Here is a 19,922-nt window from a genome sequence, read left to right on the forward strand (position 1 = left end):
AGGGCGGCCCAGGCCCTCGGCGAAGCGGAACGCTTCCATTCCAAGCTCCTCGCCCGCACGCCCGGGCGGCGGCGGCCGAAGCCGCGTTCGGCGCCGATCGGCTGCAAGCCGTGGTGCTCGCCGGGTCGTCGTTGGCGCTGGACCAAGTGTACCTGCGCGACGATGCGGGCGGCGGCTACCTCGATCCCGGCACGGGCGCCGTCGTGGCCCGCTGGGGCGCGAACGAGCGCGTGGTGGACGTGCTGTTCGAGCTGCACCATTCGCTGCTTCTCGGCGACGCAGGCACGATGGCCGTGGGCGTCGTCGGGCTGCTCGGCTCGGCGCTGGCGCTCTCGGGAGTCGTGCTGTCCTGGCCCGCGGCCCGGCGGCGCTTCCGCGGCACGGTTCGGCCCCGGAGCGGGACGCGGGGCGGCTTGGCGGTGGCGCACCGCGAGTTGGGCCTCATCGCCGCCCTCCCTTTGCTGGTGTTGATGCTGAGCGGGGCCGCTGTGATCTTCCCGGCTGCCGCCCGCGCGCTGCTCGGCGGCGTGGGCGTGCAGGCCCGCGGGGTGGCGGGACCGGCCGACCCGGCGGTGGCCGCGATCGGGTGGGAAGCGGTTTTCTCGGCCGCGTTGGAACGCTTCCCGGACGCCGCGCCGCGCATCGCCTCCTGGCCCGCGGAGCCCGGCGCGCCCGTGGTCGTGCGGCTGCGGCAGCCCGCGGAGTGGCACCCGAACGGCCGCACCGCCATACGCGCCGCCCATGACGGCCGTTTGCTCCACGCGCACGACACCGTGGCGGCGCCCCTCGGCGACCGCGTGGTGGACTCCGCCTACCCGGTGCACGCCGCCAAGGTCGGCGGCTTGGCCTACAGGTGCGCGGTCGCGCTGTCCGGCTTGGCGCTGGCCATGCTCTCGGCCTATGGCGCCGTCGGCTACGCGAGGCACCTGTTCCGCCGCGCGCACTTGGCCCGCGGCGGCCGGGCGCACCGGTTCGGCTGATCCGGAACTTGGCGCGCCGCCCGGGCCGGGGCAGATGGTCCGCACGGGGCCCCTGGCGGGGCGCGAGCGCAGGGAGGACCGGGATGGCGAACATTCGCGTGGTGGCCACGGAGCCGTTCGAGGGGCAGAAGCCCGGCACGTCCGGGCTCCGCAAGCGGGTCACGGTGTTCCAACAGCCCCGCTACCTCGAGAACTTCGTGCAATCGGTCTTCGACAGCCTGGAGGGCTTCGCCGGCGCCACGCTCGTGGTGGGCGGCGACGGGCGCTTCCACAACCGCGAAGCCGTCCAGACCATCCTGAAGATGGCCGCGGCGAACGGGTTCGGCCGCATCCTGGTGGGCCGGGGCGGCCTGCTTTCGACGCCCGCCGCCTCCTGCGTCATCCGCGGCCGCCGGGCCTACGGCGGCATCATCCTGTCCGCCTCGCACAACCCGGGCGGGCCGGAGGGCGACTTCGGCATCAAGTACAACATCGGCAACGGCGGCCCGGCGCCCGAGCGCGTCACCGACGCGGTGTTCGCCCGCACGCAATCCATCCGCGAGTACCGCACGCTGGACGCGCCCGACCTCGACCTGGAGCGCCTCGGCACGCAGCGCTTCGGCGGGGCGGAGGTCGAGGTCATCGACCCGGTCGCCGACTACCGCGACCTGATGGCGCGCCTGTTCGACTTCGCCGCCATCCGCGCGGCCTTCGCGGGCGGCCTCCGCCTGCGCTACGACGCGATGCACGCCGTGACCGGCCCCTACGCCAAGGCGATCGTCGAGGACGAGCTGGGCGCGCCCGCGGGGACGGTGGTGAACGGCACGCCATTGCCCGACTTCGGCGGCCACCACCCGGACCCCAACCTCGTCCACGCCAAGGCGCTGTTCGACGAGATGATGGGCCCGGACGCGCCCGACCTCGGCGCCGCTTCGGACGGCGACGGCGACCGCAACCTCATCATCGGGCGCGGCGTCTTCGTCACGCCGTCCGACAGCCTGGCGATCCTCGCAGCCAACATGCACTTGGCGCCGGGGTACAGGGGCGGGCCGAAGGGCATCGCGCGCTCCATGCCGACCAGCCGCGCCGCCGACCAGGTGGCCGAGCGCCTCGGCGTGCCCTGCTACGAGACGCCGACGGGCTGGAAGTTCTTCGGCACCCTGCTCGACGCCGGCCTGGCCACCATCTGCGGCGAGGAGAGCGCCGGCACGGGCTCGGACCACGTGCGGGAGAAGGACGGGCTCTGGGCGGTGCTGCTCTGGCTCAACATCCTCGCGGCGCGGCGGCAGCCGGTCCTCGGCATCGTGCGCGAGCACTGGCGTGCGCACGGGCGGAACCACTACGCGCGGCACGACTACGAAGAGGTGGACGCGGAGGCGGCGAACGGCCTGATGTCGGCGCTGCGCGGGCAACTCGGCGCCTTGCCGGGTCGGCGCTTCGGCGTCCACGAGGTCACGACCGCCGACGATTTCGCCTACACCGACCCGGTGGACGGGTCCGTCAGCGAGCGGCAGGGCGTGCGCATCGGGTTCGCGGACGGGTCGCGCGTCGTCTACCGGCTGTCGGGCACCGGGACCGCCGGCGCCACGCTGCGCGTCTACATCGAACGGTTCGAGCCCGATCCCGACCGGCAGGGCGAGGACACCCAAACGGCCCTCGCCGGACTCGCCGCCGTCGCCGACGAGTTGGCCGGCATCCGCGCGCGCACCGGCCGCGCGGAGCCGGATGTGGTCACCTGACGGCGCCCGTGGTCCGTTCCGTGAGGAGCGAGCGGTAGAGGTCGAGCGTGCTGCGGGCGATCGCGTCCCAACTGAAGTGCGCCTCGACGCGGTGGCGGCCGTTCGCGCCGAAACGCGCCCGCAGCGCGGGGTCTCGGGCCAGCGCATTGATCGCGTCGGCCAGCCGCGCCGAGAAGGCCGCGGGGTCCGCCGGGTCGAAGGTGCCGGGCTTGAGGCCCGGGTCCACCAGCAGGCCCGTCTCGCCCGGCACCACCACCTCCGGGATGCCGCCCACCGCCGAGGCGACCACCGCCGTCTCGCACGCCATGGCTTCGAGGTTGATGATGCCGAACGGCTCGTACACCGAAGGGCAGCAGAACACCGCGGCGTGCGAGTAGAGCTGGATAACGTCCGGCCGGGGCAGCATCTCGCGAATCCAGACCACGCCGGGCCGCCTCGCCGCGACGGCCGCGACGCCCTCCGCCATCTCGCGCCCGATTTCCGGCGTGTCCGGCGCCCCGGCGCAGAGGACCACCTGGAGGTCCGGGTCCAGCCGCGGGATCGCGTTCACCAGGTGCATGATGCCCTTCTGCCGGGTGACGCGCCCGACGAACAGCACGAACGGCTTGGCGGGGTCGATCCCGTGGCGGTCCAGCGCGCGGCGGGCCTCCGTCCGGCGGTACTCTTCCGGGTCGATGCCGTTGTGGATGACGTGGACGCGCCCCGGCGGCACGTCGAACAGGCGCAGCACGTCCTCCCGCGTCTCGCGCGAGACGGCGATGACGGCGTCGGCCCTCTCGATCGCCGTGCGCTCCATCCAGGCGCTGAGGTGGTAGGCGTTGCCGAGCTGCTCCACCTTCCAGGGCCGCAGCGGCTCCAGCGAGTGGATGGTCAGGACGTAGGGCACGCCCCAGAGCTGGCTGGCGAGCAGGCCGGCCATGTCTGTGTACCAGGTGTGGCAATGCACCACGTCGGCGTCGAGCCGGTCCTTGGCCATGGCCAGCGAGCGGGCGTAGGCGTCCACGGCGCCGACGAAGCGCGTGTCGGTGTTCCGCGCCGTCTCGTCCCATTGCGGGTAGCCGCGGACCTCCGGGTTGGCGCCGTCCCCCGAACGCTGGTCGCCGAAGCACCGCACCTCGACGAAGGCGCGCTTGGCCAGCGCCGCGGCCAGGTACTCCACGTGGACGCCCGCGCCGCCGTAGACGTGCGGCGGGTACTCCTTGGTGAAGAGGGCGACCTTGCTGAGCTCTCGCACGCGGGACGCCCTTCTCAGGCCTGCAAGCGGTCGAGCATCGGCTGGGTTATCAGGCAGACGCCCCGCTCCGTGCGGCGGAAGCGCGCCGCGTCGTGCTCGGGGTCTTCGCCGACCACCAGCCCGGGCGGGATGCGCGCGCCGCGGTCCACGACCACTTTGCGGAGACGCGCGTGCCGCCCGATGTCGACGTAGGGCAACACCACCGCGCCCTCGATCTCCGCGAAGGAGTGGACATGGCAGCCGGTGGAGAGCAGCGACCGCTTCACCGACGCGCCCGACACGATGCACCCGCCGGACACGAGGGAGCTTATGGCCTGCCCGCGCCGGCCGTCCTCGTCGTGGATGAACTTCGCCGGCGGCACGACTTCGGCGTGGGTCCAGATCGGCCAGTCGCGGTCGTAGATGTCGAGGCCGGGCACGAAATCCGTGAGGTCGATGTTCGCTTCCCAATAGGCGTCCACCGTGCCGACGTCCCGCCAGTACGGCGTGGTCTCGGAGGCGGAGCGCACGCAAGAGGAGGCGAACCGGTGCGCCACGGCCTTCCCGTTCGCCACGATGTAAGGAACGACGTCCCTGCCGAAGTCGTGCTTGGACTCCGGGTCGGCCGCGTCCCGCCGGAGCTGGCGGAACAGGTACTCGGAGTCGAACACATAGATGCCCATGCTCGCCAGCGCGAACTCCGGCTGGCCCGGGATGCCGGGCGGGTCGGCCGGCTTCTCCAGGAAGGAGGTGATGCGGTCCTCGGCGTCCACGTGCATCACGCCGAAGGCCGTCGCCTCCATCCGCGGCACCTCGATGCAGCCGACGGTCACGTCCGCCTCCTGCTCGCAGTGCTGCCGCAGCATCACCTCGTAGTCCATCTTGTAGATGTGGTCGCCGGCGAGGACGACGATGTGACGCGGGGCGTAGCTCTCGATGATGTCGATGTTCTGGTACACAGCGTCGGCCGTGCCGGCGTACCAGGCGGTCTCGGACACGCGCTGGCTCGCGGGGAGGATGTCGAAGCTCTCGTTGCGCTCCGGGCGGAAGAAGGCCCAGCCGCGCTGCAGGTGCCGGATCAGGCTGTGCGCCTTGTACTGCGTGGCGACGCCGATGCGGCGGATGCCGGAGTTGAGCGCGTTGGACAGCGCGAAGTCTATGATGCGCGACTTGCCGCCGAAGTAGACCGCCGGCTTGGCGCGGATGTCGGTCATCTCCATCAAGCGGCTGCCGCGGCCGCCCGCCAGCACGTAGGCCATGGCCGTGCGCGCGAGCGGGACAGCGCCGGGTTGGCTCCTCTGGTTCATGGTTCCTCCTCCCCGTCCCGCCGAGCCGCGCCCTGGCGACGGCTAAGCACCTCCCGCGGGGACGCGCCAGATCCCGGCCGCGTACTCCGCTACGGTGCGGTCCGAGGAGAACCAGCCGACGCCGGCCGTGTTCATCACCGCCATCCGCCACCAGCGCGCGGGGTCCCGCCATAGCGCATCCACCGCCTCCTGTTGCGCGCAGTAGCCGTCAAAGTCCACAGCGACCATGAAAGGGTCGCGCTCGACCAGCGCGTCCACCAGACCGCGGTAGCGGTGCGGGTCGCCCGGGGAGAAGGCGCCGGAGCCCACGTCCTCCAGCACGCGCGCGAGCGTCGGCGAGGCCGAAACGGCGTCGTGCGCCGCCAAGCCCCGCGCGCGCCGCGCCTCCACCTCCTCGGTCGTCAGGCCGAAGAGGAAGAAGTTCTCGGCCCCGACGCGCTGGCGGATCTCGACGTTGGCGCCGTCCAGCGTGCCGATCGTCAAGGCGCCGTTGAGCGCCAGCTTCATGTTGCCGGTGCCCGATGCCTCCATGCCCGCGGTCGAGATCTGCTCCGACAGGTCGGCCGCCGGGATGATCAGCTCGGCCAGGCTCACGCCGTAGTTGGGCGGGAACACCAATTTCAGCCGCCCGGCCACCGCCGGGTCGGCGTTCACCGTGCGCGCCACGTCATGGGCGAGGCGGATGATGTGCTTGGCCATCCGGTACCCAGGCGCCGCCTTGCCGGCCAGGAGCTTGACCCTGGGCACCCAGTCCCGGCCCGGCTCGTCGCGCACGGCGTGCCACGTCGCCACGGCATGCAGGATGTTGAGGAGCTGGCGCTTGTACTCGTGGATGCGCTTCACCTGGACGTCGAGCAAGGCTTCCGGGTCCACGGCAACGCCCGCGCGATCCGCGATGAACCGGGCCAGCGCCTCCTTGCGCGCGCGCCGCTGCGCCGCGAAGGCGGCCTGGAAGCCGCGGTCGTCGGCGTGCTTGGCCAATCCCGCGAGGGCTTCGCCGTCCCGCAGCACGTGCGGGCCCAGCGCGTCCACCAGCAGGCGCGTGAGCCCGGGGTTCGCGCGGTGCAGCCAGCGCCGGAAGGTCACGCCGTTGGTCTTGTTGCTGATCCGGCCCGGGTAGACGGCGTCGAGGTCGCCGAACACCGTCTTGCCGAGCAGGCCCGTGTGCAGCGCCGACACCCCGTTCACGGCGTGCGAGCCGACGAACGCCAAGTGCCCCATGCGCACCCGCCGTCCGTGCCCTTCGTCGATCAGCGACGCGGCCGCCAGCGCGGCGTCGTCGCCAAGGCCCCGCTCCCGCACCTGCTCCAGGTGCGTCGCGTTCAGGCGGTAGATGATCTCCATGTGCCGGGGCAGCAGGCGCTCCATCAACGGGACCGGCCACGTCTCCAACGCCTCCGGCATCAGGGTGTGGTTGGTGTAGGACACGGTGGCGACCGTGGTCCGCCAAGCCTCGTCCCACCCCATCCCGTGCACGTCCACCAGCAGGCGCATCAGCTCCGCCACGGCCAGGGCCGGGTGCGTGTCGTTGAGCTGAACCGCGGCCTTGTCCGGCAGCGTCCGGGCGTCGCCGAACAGGCCGAGATGGCGGTGCAACATGTCCTGCAAGGACGCGGTGACGAAGAAGAACTGCTGCCGCAGCCGCAGCTCCCGGCCTTCGGGCGATTCGTCGCCGGGGTAGAGCACGCGCGAGATCGCCTCCAGCCGCACGCGGTCGCGCAGGGCGCCGACGTGGTCGCCGCGGTTGAATTCCTCCAAGTGGAGCGGCGAGCCGGCGCGGGCGGACCACAGCCGCAGCGTGGCGGCATGGCGGCCGCCGCCGCCGATGACCGGCATGTCGTAGGCGACCGCAGAAAGCGTTTCGGCGGGTTCCCACACACGGCGGGCGCGCCCCTCGGCGTCTTCCGAGATCCTCACCTCGCCGCCGAAGCCAACGGTGTAGGCCACCTCCGGCCGCGCGAACTCCCAAGGGTTGCCGAGCGCGAGCCAGTCGTCGGGCAGCTCGATCTGCTCGCCGTCCTCGAAGGCTTGGCGGAACAGCCCGTGCTCGTAGCGGATGCCGTAGCCGACGGCCGGGATGCCGAGCGTGGCCATGCTCTCCATGAAGCAGGCCGCCAAGCGCCCCAGGCCGCCGTTGCCGAGGGCGGGGTCGGGCTCCTGCTCTTGCAGGCGTTCCGCGTCCACGCCGACGGCGGCCAGGGCCTCTTGCACCGCCCCGGTCAGGCCGAGGTTGCCCATCGCGTCGGACAGCAGCCGCCCGGTGAGGAATTCGAGCGACAGGTAATGCACCTGCTTGGCGCCCGTCTCGGCGGCCCGGCGCGTCGAGTCCAGCCAAGGCCCTACCACCGCGTCCCGGACCGCGAGCGCGGTCGCCACGAACCAGTCGCGCTCGCTGGCCGCTGTTGGCGGCTTGCCGACGTTGTGCAGCAGCTTATCCATGATGCGGCGCCGCAGCGCGTCGGCACCGGCGGCATCCTCCGCGAACGGCCGCCAGGACACCGGCGGCGTTTCCGCCGAGGCGATCGCCATGTCGGCCCCCTTTTTCCCGTGCGCTATGTCAGCCATGTTCTGCGAACCTAACGGGTTTGTGCCCACTCCGGAACCTCCGGCCGGCCGGACAACGGCAACGGCCGCTCAACGCCCTGCCGCGCCGACAACCGCGGCCGGGCGTCCGATCGGAACTTCGGTCTCGTGCCAGGACCGCCCGTCCCGCTCGATGAGGGCGATCGCGGCCGAAGGCCCCCAGGTGCCGGCGGCGTAACGGAGCGGGCGTTGGCCCTGGGCCCGCCAGCCTTCGAGGATCGGCTCGACCCAGCGCCAGGACGCCTCCACCTCGTCGCGCCGCATGAACAGGGTGGCGTCGCCGCGGATCACGTCCGTCAACAGGCGCTCGTAGGCTTCGGGCACCCGGCCGCCGTCCTCGCCGAAGCTCAGGCGCAGGCTGGCGGGCATCAGCACCATGCGCCCGCTGCCCGGCGCCTTCATCGTGGTGAGCTGCGAGATGCCCTCGTCCGGTTGCAGGCGGATGACGAGCTGGTTGGCGGCGGGCGTGCCGGCCGCGTCGGGGAAGATGGAATGCCGCGGCGGCTTGAAGGAGACGATGATCTCCGAGCAACGAGACGGCAGGCGCTTGCCCGTGCGCAGGTAGAACGGCACGCCCGACCAGCGGAAATTGCGTATCTCCGCCTTCAGCGCCACGAAGGTCTCCGTGTCGCTCTCGGCCGCGCCGATGTCGGCCAGGTAGCCGCCGACCGGCGCGCCGTCTATCGCCCCCGGGCCGTACTGCCCCCTCACCGTCACGGCCTGGACCGCGCCGTCCTGGATCGGCCGGATGGCCTTCAGCACCTTCAGCTTCTCGTCTCGCACGGAATCCTTCTCGAGCGCCGTCGGCGGTTCCATCGCCACCAGGCACAGGAGCTGGAGCATGTGGTTCTGCACCATGTCCCGCAGCGCGCCGGAGTGCTCGTAGTAGTCGCCGCGCCCCTCCACGCCGAGCGTCTCGGCGCAGGTGATCTGGACGTGGTCGATGTCGGCCGCCGACCAGGGGCGCTCGAACAGCGTGTTGGCGAACCGCAGGACCATCAGGTTCTGGACGGTTTCTTTCCCGAGGTAGTGGTCGATCCGGTAGACCTGCTCCTCGGCGAAGGCCCGGCCCACCGCGTCGTTGATCTCGCGCGAGGAGGCGAGGTCGTGCCCGATCGGCTTTTCCAGCACCACCCGGGAGGCCGGCGTCACCGAGCCGGCTTCGGCCAGGCGGGCGCAGATGGGCGCGAACAGGTTAGGCCCAACCGCCAGGAAGAACACCCGCACCGCCGGGGTGTCGCCCAGCAGCGCCGCGAGCTCGGCGTGGCCGCGCGGGTCGGTGACGTCCATCGCCAGGTAGCGGACGCGCGAGCGGAACCGGTCGAGCGTCGCTTCATCCAGGTCCGCGGCCGGCCGCAGGGCCTGCTTGACGAACTCCTCGGTGCCGACAGGCCGGCGGCCGACGCAGATGATGCGGCCGCGCGGCGGCAGGACGCCCTCGGCCTCGCGCCGGACCAGGGACGGCAGCAGCTTGCGGGTGGCGAGGTCCCCCGTCGCGCCGAACAGCACGAAGTCGAATTCCGGCACCGGCGTCCGGCGTGCCGCGAGCGGGTAGCCCGTGGGAGTCGGGCGCCGTTGGCTCAGTGTGACGTCGGTGAGGAGCGACATGAACTTGGCTTTCTTTCGCGTCGGTCAGAAAACGGCGGCGCCCGTGTCGGCGCCGCCCACCGCGGCGCGGAAGGCCGCGAACAGCTCCCGCCCCACGCCGGCGTGGCTGGCCGAGAGGTCGGCCTCCGCCGGTACGCGCGAGTCCCACTCCGCCCGGTCCACCAGCACCTCCAGCCGCCCGGCCGGGGCGTCGACCCGCACCGTGTCGCCGTCGCGCACACGGGCGATGCCGCCGCCGTCCAGGGCCTCGGGAGTCACGTGGATCGCCGCCGGCACTTTGCCAGAGGCGCCGGACATCCGGCCATCCGTCACCAGCGCCACGCGGAAGCCGCGGTCCTGCAACACGCCGAGCGGCGGCATCAGCTTGTGCAGCTCCGGCATGCCGTTCGCCTTGGGCCCCTGGAACCGGACCACCGCCACGAAGTCGCGCTCCAGCTCGCCGGCCTTGAAGGCGCGTTGCAGCTCCTCCTGGCTGTGGAACACGATGGCGGGCGCCTCGACGACGTGTCGTTCTGGCTTGACCGCGGAAGTCTTGATGACCGCACGGCCCATGTCGCCTTCCAGCAGGCGGAGGCCGCCCGTGGGCTGGAACGGCTCCGCCGCGCCGCGGAGGACGGCTGGCGCCCCGCTCTCGGCCGCGGCGTCCCGCCAAGCCAAGCCGCCGTCGGCCGCCAGGCCGGGCTCCGCCGTGTAGGCGCGCAGCCCCTCGCCCCAGACGGTCGCCGCGTCCCCGTGCAGCAGCCCGGCGTCGAGCAGCTCGCGGATCAGGAAGCCCATCCCACCCGCCGCATGGAAGTGGTTCACGTCCGCCTGCCCGTTCGGGTAGACCCGGCACAGCAGCGGCACGACCTCGGCCAAGTCCGCGAAGTCGTCCCAGGTGAGATGGATGCCGGCGGCGCGCGCCATGGCGACGAGGTGGAGCGTGTGGTTGGTGGAGCCGCCCGTGGCGTGCAGCCCGACGACGCCGTTGACGAAGGCGCGCTCGTCCAGCACCCGGCCGATCGGCGTGTACTCGTTGCCGTTCGCGGTCAGCGCCAGCGCGCGCCGGGCCGCTTCCTTCGTCAGCGCGTCGCGGAGCGGCGTGCCGGGGTTCACGAAGGACGCGCCCGGCAGGTGCAGGCCCATGACCTCCATGAGCATCTGGTTCGTGTTGGCGGTGCCGTAGAAGGTGCAGGTGCCCGGCCCGTGGTAGGACCGCATCTCGGAATCCAGCAGCGCGGCGCGGTCCACCTTGCCCTCGGCGTGGAGCTGGCGGATGCGGGCCTTCTCGTCGTTGGGCAGGCCGGAGGTCATCGGCCCGGCCGGGATGAAGACGGCCGGCAGGTGCCCGAAGGACAGGGCGCCGATCACCAAGCCCGGCACGATCTTGTCGCAGATGCCGAGGAACACGGCCGCGTCGAAGGTCTGGTGCGACAGGGCAACGGCCGTCGAGAGCGCGATGACGTCGCGCGAGAACAGCGACAGCTCCATGCCGGCCTCGCCCTGCGTCACGCCGTCGCACATGGCCGGCACGCCGCCCGCGACCTGCGCGGTGGCCCCGGCTTCGCGCGCCGCGGCGCGGATCAGCTCGGGGAAGCGCTCGTAGGGCTGGTGGGCGGAGAGCATGTCGTTGTAGGCGGTGACGATGCCGAGGTTCGGCGTCCGCCCCCCGGCCAGCAGCGCCTTGTCGCCAGCGCCGCAGGCGGCGAAGGCGTGCGCTTGGTTGGCGCAGCCGAGCCGGGCGCGGCCTGGGGCGCGCGCCGCGCGCTCGGCGGCCTCGGACAAGCGGTCGAGGTAGCGCTCGCGGCCGCCGCGGCTGCGGCGGACGATCCGTTCGGTGACTTCGGCGATACGGTCCCGCATCGGCCCAACTCCTGCCACGTCGGGCCACCCTGTGCGGCGGTCCGCCGCGGGCGGCCCGCTCCATGCACCCGAAGGCGCGACAAACCATCGAACGCAGGACAAGGCTTCGGCAACCGGGACGCGAGAGTCAAGTTCGACGACTCGCCTGTTTTGCCGCGCTAACGAACGTCGCCGTCCGCCGCGTCCTTCGAGTTGACCGCCCGGACCGTGCGCGGCATCTGCCCGGCCAACGTTACGGGAGGTCCACGCCATGCGCCGCCGCGCCCTGCTCGCCCTCGCCTCATCCTCGCCGCTGGCGGCGCCCGGCCTCCTCCGCGCCCAAGGCGCGCCCGCCGTGATGCGCCTGTCGCACCAGTTCCCGCCCGCGCACCACAACGCCCGCGTCCTCGCCGCCTTCGCCGAGGACGCGAAGGCGCGCTCGGGCGGCGCGGTGGAGGTGCAGGTGTTCCCCGCCGAGCAGCTCGCCCGCGCCGCCGAGAACTTCCCCGGCGTGGCCCGCGGCGCCTTCGAGGCGGCGGCGGCCGTGAATTTCCAGTGGGGCAACACGCTGCCGGAGATGAGCGCCGTGACCATCCCCTACGGGTTCACGGAGCTGGAGCGCATCCGCAAATTCCCGGGCAGCGACGCGGCCAAGTTCTTGGAAGGGCTGCTGGAGCGGCGCGCGGTCAAGAACCTGATGTGGGTCTACACCTCGCGGCAGGCGATCTTCACCTCCAACCGCAAGCCGATCGTGGGGCTGGAGGACTTCCGCGGGCTGAAGGTGCGCGGCCTCAACCCGCTGACCGACCACGCGCTGGCCGCCGCCGGCGCCGCCGCCGTGTCGATGCCGGGGCCGGAGGTGCCGCAGGCGTTGCAATCGGGCGTGCTGGACGCGGGGCTCACGGACCTCTCCGCCGCCGTGTCCCGTCGGTTCTACGAGTTCCAGCGCTTCGGCACGGTCGCGCCCTACTTCGCCGTCATCAGCCACGTCTACGTCAACCCGCGCTGGTGGAACGGGTTGCGCGCCGAACAGCGGGCGGCGGTCGAGGGCGCCGCGCGCAAGGCGGAGGCGGACCAGATAGGCGTGACGGAGCAGACGGCGGCCGAGGCCGTCACCGAACTCCGCGCCCGCGGCATGACGCTGCACGAGCAGACCGCCGCCGAGACGGAGGCGTGGCGCGCGACGATGCGCCCGCCGGTGGTGGAAGCGTTCCTCAAGCAGGCGCCGGACGGCGGCAAGCGCATCCTCGACCTGCTGCAAGCCCTGTGAGGCTCCTCGAAGCCGCGGCCCACGGCCTCGCCCGCGCCGCCGGCTGGCTCGCCTCCGCCGCGACGCTGCTCTGCCTGTTGCTGGTCTGCGCCTCCGTCGCCGCCCGCTACCTGTTCGCGGCGCCGATGGGCTGGAGCGACAAGGTCGCGGGCTGGCTCGTGGTCGCCCTGGTGCTGCTGGCGGCGCCCGAGGCGCAACGGCGGTTCGAGCACATCGGCGTGGACGTCGCGGTCGGGCGCATCGGGCCGCGGCTCGCGCGCTACGCGCACCTGCTCGGCGCGCTGTCCGTGGCGCTGGTCGCCGCGATCCTGCTAGCCGCCGGCATCGAGGCCGTCCAGTTCAGCCGCATGATCGGCATGATGACCGACGTGGAAGGCGTGCCGGAGTGGTGGATACAGGCGCTGCTGCCCGTCGGCGCGGCGCTGCTGCTCCTGGTGGCGCTGGCCCAGGCGGCGGCGCTGGCGCTCGGGCGCGAGCCGCCGCACCTGCCGCGCGGGAACCCCGAGGAAGCGCTGGACGCAGGCAAGGTCGCGTGCGCCGAATGACCTTCCTCGTCCTGCTGGCTGCGCTGATCGGGCTGCTCTACCTCGGCATGCCGATGTTCGCGGCGCTGTTCCTCTTGCCGCTCGCGGTGCTGCTCTGGGTCGAGGGCGGCGTGCCGGCGCTGGGCGAAATGGTGATCGGCAAGCTGGACGGCTACCTGCTGGTCGCCATCCCGTTGTTCATGCTGATGGCGCACGTGATGGTGCGCGGGCGGGTGGTGGACGACCTCTACGGCGCCGCCTTCGCCCTCCTGCGCCGGGTGCGCGGCGGGGTCGGCATCGCCACCGTCGCAGCCTGCACGGTGTTCGCGGCCATCTCCGGCTCCTCCGTCGCCACGGCGCTGACGGTAGGCAAGATCGCCATCCCGCAGATGCTGCGCTACGGCATGTCGCGGCGCGGCGCCTTCGGCGTGGTAGCGGGCGGCGGCACGCTCGGCATCCTGATCCCGCCCTCGGCGCCGATGGTGCTCTACGCCTACGTCACCGAGGCCTCGGTCGGCGCGCTGTTCCTGGCCGGCGTGGTGCCGGGCTTGATGATGGCGGCGATGTTCGCGGCGTGGTGCTGGCTGACCGAAGGCCACGCCCGCGCCCCGGCCGACGAGCCGCCGCCGGAGCGCGCCGCCGTGGCGCTGCGGCGCGCCGGGTGGTCCATCTCGCTGCCGGTGTTCGTGCTGGGCGGCATCTACTTCGGCGTCTTCACCGCGACGGAGGCGGCGGGCACCGGCACGCTCTACGCCATCCTCATCGCCGCGCTGGTGTACCGCGCGCTGACCCTCCGCGACTTCCTGGACGGCGTGGCGGAGGCGACGCGCACCTCCGCCATGCTGCTGATGATCATCGCCGGCGCCGCCATCTACGGCTACATGCTGACCAAGCTGCTGGTGCCGCAAGAGCTGGTGGCGCTGGTGGCCGAGTGGAACCTGGGCCGCACCGGCTTCCTGGTGGCGATGATGGCGCTGCTGTTCGTGCTCGGGCTGGTGCTGGAGAGCTTCTCCATCATCCTGCTGACCATGCCGGCCATCTTGCCGGTGATGGACAGCTTGGGCATCGACAAGGTCTGGTACGGCGTCCTGCTGACGCTCAGCCTGGAGATGGCGCTGATCAGCCCGCCGGTGGCGATGAACCTCGTGGTCATCAAGGCCATCACCGGCGCGCCGCTGTCCGAGGTGAACCGGAGCATCATGCCCTACATGCTGATGCTGGCCGCGGGCACGGCGCTGCTGATCGCCTTCCCCGGCATCGCGCTCTGGCTGCCGCGGCAGGCGGGGTACCAGGGGTAGCGCAAGGCGGGAAGCGGAAGCTTGCTCCCAAGGTGACCTTTGTGTTACCCACCGGCGTGGTCGAGTTGCGCTACTACCTAGCCGAAGACGACCGCAGCCCGTTCGAGAAGTGGTTCTCCGGGCTGGATGTCGCGGCGGGGGCGAAGGTGTCCGTCGCGCTCGTGCGGCTCGAAAGCGGCAATTTCTCGAACGCCAAGGCGGTTGGGGAAGGCGTATTCGAGTACCGGATCGATTGGGGGCCGGGGTACCGGGTGTACTTCGGCCGGGACGGCGCGCTGCTGGTGATCCTCCTGAATGGCGGCACGAAGAAGCGCCAGCAACGCGACATAGAAACGGCCAAGACGCTGTGGGCGGACTACAAGCGGCGACGGGCGCGGTGAGCGGAGGCTGACGGTGGCGTTGACCCGGAGTTTCAAGGAACTGGTGCAGAAGCGCGTGGCCGACGACCCCGCCTTCGGTGAGGCGCTGCTGCGCGAGGGCATCGACGCCATGCTGGCCGGCGACGTGGACGCCGGCAAGGCGGTGCTGCGCGACTACATCAAGGCGACGATCGGCTTCGAAAAGCTGGGCGAGGCGACGGGCACGCAACCCAAGAGCCTGATCCGCATGTTCGGGCCGCGCGGCAATCCACAAGCGCGCAACCTGTTCAGCGTCATCGGCCACCTGCAGAAGCAGGCCGGCGTGGAACTGCGCGTGACGCAGGAACGGCGCTGACCCAGAAGGGTGGTGCCATCACCAGAGCGCGCTTCGCCGTGGAGCAAATCAACGGGAGTCCAGTTTTGGACCTCGTCCATCAGCATAAGGTTGAACTTGGTAGGAAGCATTACGTTACTCGGGCAAGCCCACCGGGTTACTGGTTCAACTTCCACAGCCGGAAACTCCGATCGATGCAGAAAGAGACAGGTCAGGATTTCTGTCTGATAGTGTACGGGGCCGTCGAGCGGAGCCTGGACTTCTTCGTATTGCCATTCAGCGAAGTGAGCTGGTTGTTCACAGAAGATACCCTTACGAGCACCAGCTCGAAAGGTGAACGATGGATGGGCAACCTCGCTGGTGGGTACCTTTCGCTCCACAAAGCTGAAGCCAAGGTCGATTGCCGAGCGCATCAAGGAGACAAGACCGTTCTTGATGAAGCTTTACGAGTGGCACGCCGCTAATCGCCAGCTCTTTGGCGACTTCAAGGCGGCGTACGCGTGCCGAACCTCCCGAGGCGGAGGGCACGCTGCCAAATTTCCGGTAGACGCGCGCCTCCTGACTGCTGGCGGAATCCGCTGCTACGGCCGCCGATTGCCGAACACCACCGTCCCCGACGCCGAGAACATCCCGCCCACGCCGTGGCACACGCCGATCTCCGCGCCCTCCACCTGCGCCGGCGCGGTGCCGCGCATCTGCCGCACGCTCTCCTGCAGGGCGAACATGCCGTACATGCCGGTGTGGGTGTAGGACAGGCCGCCGCCGTTGGTGTTGAGCGGCAGCTTGCCGCCGGGGCGCGTGTTGCCCTCGCGGATGAAGGCCGCCGCCTCGCCCCGGCCGACGAAGCCCAGGTCCTCCAGCCCGTAGAGCGGCAGGTGCGCGAAGGCGTCGTAGACCATCAGGTGGTCCACGTCGGCGTGCGAGACGCCCGCCGCCTGCATCGCCGTCGGCCCCGCCACGCGGAAGGCGCGGGAGGAGGTGAAGTCCTCCATCTGTGAGACCATGGTGCTCTCCACGCTCTCGCCCGTGCCGAGGATGTAGACGGGCTTCTGCGGGAAGTCCTTCGCGCGGTCGGCGCTCGTCAGGATCAGCGCGCCGCCGCCGTCCGTCACCAAGCAGCACTCCAGGATGCGCATGGGGTAGGCGATCATGCGGCTGTTCAGCACGTCGGCGACCGTGATCGGGTCGCCGTACATGGCGCGCGGGTTCTTCCCCGCCCACTCCCGCTGCACCACGGCGACCGTCGCCAGGTCCTCGTCCGTCACGCCGTAGGTCTTCATGAAGCGCAGCACGGGGATGGGGAAGAGCGTCGGCGGGCCGAACGGGCCGTAGGGCATCTCGAACTGCCCGGCCAGGCTCTCCGGCTCCGGCGGGCGCGGCGTGGCGCCGACGCGCGACTTGCCGCTCTCGCCGTGGGTGATGAGCACCGTCGTGCAGTACCCCGCATGGATGGCCGCCGCGGCGTGGCGGACGTGCAGCATGAAGGAGCAGCCGCCCACCCCCGTGCCGTCCACCCACTTCGGCGTGACGCCGAGGTAGTGCGCCACCTGCTGCGGCATCATCGGGCCGACGCAGGCCAGCCCGTCTATGTCGGTCGGCTTGAGGCCCGCGTCCGCCATGGCGTTCAGCGCCGCGTCCGCGTGCAGGCCGATCTGCGACAGTTCCGGCACCGCGCCGATCTTGGTGCTCTCCGCCGCGCCGACCACGGCGATCTCACCGGGCTTGATCATCACGCGCCCCCCTTCGCCAGCGGCCGGAAGAGCGGCAAGGTGATCTCCTCGTCCAACGGCTCGAATGCCACCTCCAGCGGCATGTCGAGCACCAGCGCCTCGGGCGTCTGCTCGCAACCGATGATGTTGGTCATCATGCGCGGCCCTTCCTCCAGCTCCACCACTGCGATGGCGTAGGGTGGCGTGAAGCCCGGCACGGGGCGCTGGTGGATGACGTAGCTGTAGAGCCTCGCGCGGCCGCTCGCCTCGAAGACGCTGACGTTGCGCGAGCCGGTGTAAGGGCTGAACGGCCGCGGCGGGAAGTAGGCGCGGCCGGTGTCGCCGCAGCGCTGGAGCAGCAGCTTGCCCTCCTTCGCCCCGTTCCAGAAATGCCGGGTTTCCGGCGTCGGTTTGGGCTTGGCCCGTCCTGGCGCGAGCATGGCGCGTCCCCTTCCCTGGTCTCGGTCGCGCCAGCCTGTCACAGCCCGGCGCGGTGGCCAAACCGCCGCTGAGGCTCGCGCCGACGCGGGCGTACCGGGCCGATGCGCCTCAGTTCCGCCGGGCGGCCGTGAGCAGCGCGGGCCAACGGAGGACGATGCCCCCTCCGCCCTGCCTGTAACGTTCCGCGCCGCGCAGGATGGCCCGCTCGACGGCGGCCCGCGCTTCGGGCGCCTGCGCCTCGATCAGCATCGGCGTGCGCACCGTGCCTCGGTACAACAGGCCGAGGACCGCCTCAGGCTCGTCGCCCGTCCATTCGAGGGGCAGCCGCCGGAAGCCGGGCTCGGCGAAGCCCGCCGCGAGCAGGGCGGACCGGCACTCGCCCTCGTCGCCGAATCGGAAGATCGGCGGGGCGGGTGGCAGCGGCACCCCCGTGTCGGCGTGCGCCTGCACCGCTTGCCCGACCAGCGCGAAGAAGTCGCCGTCCGGCGCCCAGGCGGTCATGGCGAAGCGCCCCTCGCCCGGCCGCAGCACGCGCGCGACCTCGGCCAGCACCCGTTCGGGCCGCTCCATGTGCAGCATCCCGAAGGAGCAGGTGACTGCGTCCACGCTCGCGTCCGGCAGCGGGATCGCCTCGGCATCGCCTACCCGGAAGTCGACGCCGGGGTGGCGCCGGGCCGCCTCGGCGACCATGGTCGGGGCGAAGTCCATCCCGATGGCTCCGGCGCCGCGCCGGGCCGCCTCGGCCGCGAGGGCGCCGGTGCCGCAGGCGATGTCGAGCAGGCGCGTCCCGGGCGCGGCCCCGACGGCGTCGAGCAGCGGCCCGACGGCCCCCAGGGTGACGGCGCCCAGGGTGTCGTCCCAATACACGGCCTTTCGGTCCCAGCCTTGCAACTCGGCGTCGCGGAAGCTCTGCACGGCCATCACCCGCCTCCCGGTCCCCGCTCGTCTGTCGCAACACGCCGGTGCTCGGTGGCCGGCGGGGCAGCTCCGGCGCCCCGCAGTATGGACCCGGCTTTCCCGCGCCGGCGACACCCCCGTCCGACGGTTCGCCGGCGCCAGCGGCGCTCGCGTCCCTTTCGGACCCGCGCGGGCGGGAACCGCGGCCTAGAACCCCGCGGCCCAAGCCTCCGGCAGCAGCGCGTGGCCGCCGCCGTCGCGGCGGAGCATGTGCGAGTGGCCGGGGAAGTGCAGGTGCATCCCGGTGAAGGCCTGCTTGTCCGCCGCCACCATGTCGAACACGCGCCGCCGCGTGGCCTCGGCCTGCCGGGGGTCCACGTCGAAGGCCATCGTCACCTCCGGCCGCGGCACCTGGATCTCCGGCACGTGGACGATGTCGCCCCAGATCAGCAGGCTGTCGCTCCCCGACGCCACCATGTAGCCGGTGTGCCCCGGCGTGTGGCCGGGGAAGGGCATCGCCGTGACGCCCGGGAACACCTCGCCGCCCTTGAACAAGCGGAGGCGGTCCCGGTAGGGCGCCGCCTGGGCGCGCGCGGCCCGGAAGTTGCGCTCGCGCGAGGCCTCGTCCGCCCGCGCCATCGCCGCGTCGTCGCGCCAATACGCCCACTCCGCCTCGTGCATCACCAATTCGGCGTTCGGGAACAGGGCGCGACCCTCGGCGTCCGCCAAGCCGTTGGAGTGGTCCGGGTGCATGTGCGTCAGCAGCACCGCGTCCACTTCTTCCGGCCGGACGCCCGTGGCGGCGAGGTTCTCCCGCAGCTTGCCGGCGGTCGCCGCCATGGCGTTGCCGCAGCCGCTGTCCACCAGCGCCAGCTTGCCGCCGGAATAGACCAGGAAGGTGTTCACCGCCGTCCGGCGCGGCACCGGGCGGAAGGCTTCGCGCAGCATCCGCGCCGCTTCCTCCGGTTCGATGTTCTGGATCACCGCCATGGAGCCGTCCAGGTGGCCGTCGCTCACCGCCGTGACGACCACGTCCGCCCCGACCCGCCTGTGGTGGATCCCCGGCACCTGCCGCTCCGGCACCCGCCGCGCCATGCCCGCTCCTCCCGTGCTGCTAGGCGCGCAGGCTAGGCCCGCGGCCGTGCCCTCGACAGCCCCGGGCCGAAGCGCCACCGTCCGCGCCGGAAACCCGCGGGAGACAGGCCCCATGCTCTTCGACTTCGGCGAGCTGCCGGCGCAGGACTGCTACAAGCTGGTGGTGTCGAGCGTGGTGCCGCGGCCGATCGCCTGGGTGGTGACGCAGGACGAGGCGGGCACGGTGAACGCCGCGCCCTACTCCTTCTTCAACGCCTTCTCCGACAACCCGGTGGTGGTGGGCTTCGGCGCCGGCCCGCGGCCGGAGGGTTCGTTGAAGGACACGGCGGCCAACATACGCGCCCTCGGCCAGTTCGTGGTCTGCCTGGTGTCGGAGGCCACCGTCGAGGGCATGAACGTCACCGCGGCCGACTTCCCCCCGGGTGTGGACGAGTTGGCCGAGGCCGGGCTGACCACCGTACCCTCCGCCAAGGTCAAGCCGCCGCGCATCGCCGAGAGCCCGGTGGCGCTGGAGTGCGAGACTTTCCAGCTCATACCTGCCGGGCGCCACACCATCGTGCTCGGCCGGGTGCTGGCCATGCACATCCGGGACGATTGCGTGCTCGACCCGGCGAAGCGCTACGTGGACACGCCGAAGCTCGGCCTCGTCGGCCGCATGCACGGCCGCGGCTGGTACGCCCGCACCACCGACCGTTTCGAGGTGAAGCGCATCACCGCCGCCGAGTGGGAGGCGCGGAAAAAGGCGGCGGAGTAACCGCGGCGGGC

The 19,922-nt window shown here is 71.8% G+C and carries 17 protein-coding genes; 8 read left to right on the plus strand and 9 right to left on the minus strand.

Features of this window, described 5'->3' with window-relative positions:
• The coding region (locus tag ABD067_RS17825) for a PepSY-associated TM helix domain-containing protein (protein ID WP_343896715.1) at positions 1–980 on the plus strand (980 nt) is incomplete at its 5' end.
• 83 nt (positions 981–1,063) lie between these two features.
• Positions 1,064–2,698 carry an alpha-D-glucose phosphate-specific phosphoglucomutase gene (locus tag ABD067_RS17830; protein WP_343896716.1) on the plus strand — a complete coding sequence of 545 codons (1,635 nt, stop codon included), beginning with the start codon at positions 1,064–1,066 and terminating at the stop codon, positions 2,696–2,698.
• On the opposite strand, the gene glgA is transcribed toward ABD067_RS17830, so the two are convergent.
• The 5 genes from glgA to edd form a co-directional block, all read right to left on the minus strand.
• On the minus strand, positions 2,691–3,932 hold the full coding sequence (gene glgA, locus ABD067_RS17835) for a glycogen synthase (RefSeq protein WP_343896717.1): 1,242 nt from the start codon (positions 3,930–3,932) through the stop codon (positions 2,691–2,693). The two genes, ABD067_RS17830 and glgA, sit on opposite strands and share 8 nt — an antisense overlap.
• Before the next feature lie 14 nt (positions 3,933–3,946).
• Complete coding sequence (gene glgC, locus ABD067_RS17840) at positions 3,947–5,218, minus strand: glucose-1-phosphate adenylyltransferase (protein WP_343896718.1); 1,272 nt, start codon at positions 5,216–5,218, stop codon at positions 3,947–3,949.
• 42 nt (positions 5,219–5,260) lie between these two features.
• A complete protein-coding gene (locus ABD067_RS17845) occupies positions 5,261–7,783 on the minus strand; it encodes a glycogen/starch/alpha-glucan phosphorylase (RefSeq protein ID WP_343896719.1) in 2,523 nt (840 codons plus the stop codon).
• Between the two features lie 69 nt (positions 7,784–7,852).
• Positions 7,853–9,409 carry a glucose-6-phosphate dehydrogenase gene (zwf, locus tag ABD067_RS17850; RefSeq protein WP_343896720.1) on the minus strand — a complete coding sequence of 519 codons (1,557 nt, stop codon included), beginning with the start codon at positions 9,407–9,409 and terminating at the stop codon, positions 7,853–7,855.
• 24 nt (positions 9,410–9,433) lie between these two features.
• The gene (edd, locus tag ABD067_RS17855) at positions 9,434–11,251 is read right to left on the minus strand and encodes a phosphogluconate dehydratase (RefSeq protein WP_343896721.1); all 1,818 of its coding nucleotides are present in this window, start codon (positions 11,249–11,251) and stop codon (positions 9,434–9,436) included.
• Positions 11,252–11,501: 250 nt separating this feature from the next.
• Between edd and dctP the strand changes: the two genes are divergently transcribed.
• The 5 genes from dctP to ABD067_RS17880 are packed head-to-tail and all read left to right on the plus strand — an operon-like array spanning position 11,502 to position 15,036.
• Positions 11,502–12,500: a TRAP transporter substrate-binding protein DctP gene (dctP, locus tag ABD067_RS17860; protein ID WP_343896722.1), complete on the plus strand. Its 999-nt coding sequence runs from the start codon at positions 11,502–11,504 to the stop codon at positions 12,498–12,500.
• Entirely contained in the window at positions 12,497–13,045 is a 549-nt protein-coding gene (locus tag ABD067_RS17865; RefSeq protein ID WP_343896723.1) for a TRAP transporter small permease, read from the plus strand. The genes dctP and ABD067_RS17865 overlap by 4 nt, the downstream gene beginning before the upstream one ends.
• On the plus strand, positions 13,042–14,322 hold the full coding sequence (locus ABD067_RS17870; protein ID WP_343896724.1) for a TRAP transporter large permease: 1,281 nt from the start codon (positions 13,042–13,044) through the stop codon (positions 14,320–14,322). Before ABD067_RS17865 ends, ABD067_RS17870 begins: the two co-directional genes overlap by 4 nt.
• Positions 14,323–14,363: 41 nt before the next feature.
• Positions 14,364–14,702: a type II toxin-antitoxin system RelE/ParE family toxin gene (locus ABD067_RS17875; protein ID WP_343896725.1), complete on the plus strand. Its 339-nt coding sequence runs from the start codon at positions 14,364–14,366 to the stop codon at positions 14,700–14,702.
• A 13-nt stretch (positions 14,703–14,715) separates the two neighbouring features.
• Positions 14,716–15,036 carry a transcriptional regulator gene (locus ABD067_RS17880; RefSeq protein ID WP_343896726.1) on the plus strand — a complete coding sequence of 107 codons (321 nt, stop codon included), beginning with the start codon at positions 14,716–14,718 and terminating at the stop codon, positions 15,034–15,036.
• Between the two features lie 560 nt (positions 15,037–15,596).
• On the opposite strand, the gene ABD067_RS17885 is transcribed toward ABD067_RS17880, so the two are convergent.
• The 4 genes from ABD067_RS17885 to ABD067_RS17900 form a co-directional block, all read right to left on the minus strand.
• Positions 15,597–16,745 (minus strand): thiolase C-terminal domain-containing protein, encoded by a 1,149-nt coding sequence (locus ABD067_RS17885; RefSeq protein WP_343896727.1) that lies wholly within the window; start codon positions 16,743–16,745, stop codon positions 15,597–15,599.
• The gene (locus ABD067_RS17890) at positions 16,745–17,164 is read right to left on the minus strand and encodes a Zn-ribbon domain-containing OB-fold protein (protein WP_343896728.1); all 420 of its coding nucleotides are present in this window, start codon (positions 17,162–17,164) and stop codon (positions 16,745–16,747) included. Before ABD067_RS17890 ends, ABD067_RS17885 begins: the two co-directional genes overlap by 1 nt.
• 109 nt (positions 17,165–17,273) lie before the next feature.
• The gene (locus tag ABD067_RS17895) at positions 17,274–18,086 is read right to left on the minus strand and encodes a class I SAM-dependent methyltransferase (RefSeq protein WP_343896729.1); all 813 of its coding nucleotides are present in this window, start codon (positions 18,084–18,086) and stop codon (positions 17,274–17,276) included.
• Positions 18,087–18,269: 183 nt separating this feature from the next.
• Positions 18,270–19,157 carry an MBL fold metallo-hydrolase gene (locus ABD067_RS17900; RefSeq protein ID WP_343896730.1) on the minus strand — a complete coding sequence of 296 codons (888 nt, stop codon included), beginning with the start codon at positions 19,155–19,157 and terminating at the stop codon, positions 18,270–18,272.
• Between the two features lie 112 nt (positions 19,158–19,269).
• On the opposite strand from ABD067_RS17900, the gene ABD067_RS17905 reads away from it, so the two are divergent.
• Entirely contained in the window at positions 19,270–19,911 is a 642-nt protein-coding gene (locus ABD067_RS17905) for a flavin reductase family protein (RefSeq protein WP_343896731.1), read from the plus strand.
• The last annotated feature ends 11 nt before the right edge of the window (positions 19,912–19,922 follow it).

This window comes from Craurococcus roseus (assembly GCF_039523795.1).
Lineage (GTDB): Bacteria > Pseudomonadota > Alphaproteobacteria > Acetobacterales > Acetobacteraceae > Craurococcus > Craurococcus roseus.

Excerpts from the sequence above, each read along its gene's own strand:
- ABD067_RS17830 (WP_343896716.1), top strand. The coding sequence starts at position 1,064 with ATGGCGAACATTCGCGTGGTGGCCACGGAGCCGTTCGAGGGGCAGAAG.
- glgC (WP_343896718.1), bottom strand. The coding sequence starts at position 5,218 with ATGAACCAGAGGAGCCAACCCGGCGCTGTCCCGCTCGCGCGCACGGCC.
- ABD067_RS17845 (WP_343896719.1), bottom strand. The coding sequence starts at position 7,783 with ATGGCTGACATAGCGCACGGGAAAAAGGGGGCCGACATGGCGATCGCC.
- zwf (WP_343896720.1), bottom strand. The coding sequence starts at position 9,409 with ATGTCGCTCCTCACCGACGTCACACTGAGCCAACGGCGCCCGACTCCC.
- edd (WP_343896721.1), bottom strand. The coding sequence starts at position 11,251 with ATGCGGGACCGTATCGCCGAAGTCACCGAACGGATCGTCCGCCGCAGC.
- dctP (WP_343896722.1), top strand. The coding sequence starts at position 11,502 with ATGCGCCGCCGCGCCCTGCTCGCCCTCGCCTCATCCTCGCCGCTGGCG.
- ABD067_RS17870 (WP_343896724.1), top strand. The coding sequence starts at position 13,042 with ATGACCTTCCTCGTCCTGCTGGCTGCGCTGATCGGGCTGCTCTACCTC.
- ABD067_RS17885 (WP_343896727.1), bottom strand. The coding sequence starts at position 16,745 with ATGATCAAGCCCGGTGAGATCGCCGTGGTCGGCGCGGCGGAGAGCACC.
- ABD067_RS17890 (WP_343896728.1), bottom strand. The coding sequence starts at position 17,164 with ATGCTCGCGCCAGGACGGGCCAAGCCCAAACCGACGCCGGAAACCCGG.
- ABD067_RS17895 (WP_343896729.1), bottom strand. The coding sequence starts at position 18,086 with ATGGCCGTGCAGAGCTTCCGCGACGCCGAGTTGCAAGGCTGGGACCGA.
- ABD067_RS17900 (WP_343896730.1), bottom strand. The coding sequence starts at position 19,157 with ATGGCGCGGCGGGTGCCGGAGCGGCAGGTGCCGGGGATCCACCACAGG.
- ABD067_RS17905 (WP_343896731.1), top strand. The coding sequence starts at position 19,270 with ATGCTCTTCGACTTCGGCGAGCTGCCGGCGCAGGACTGCTACAAGCTG.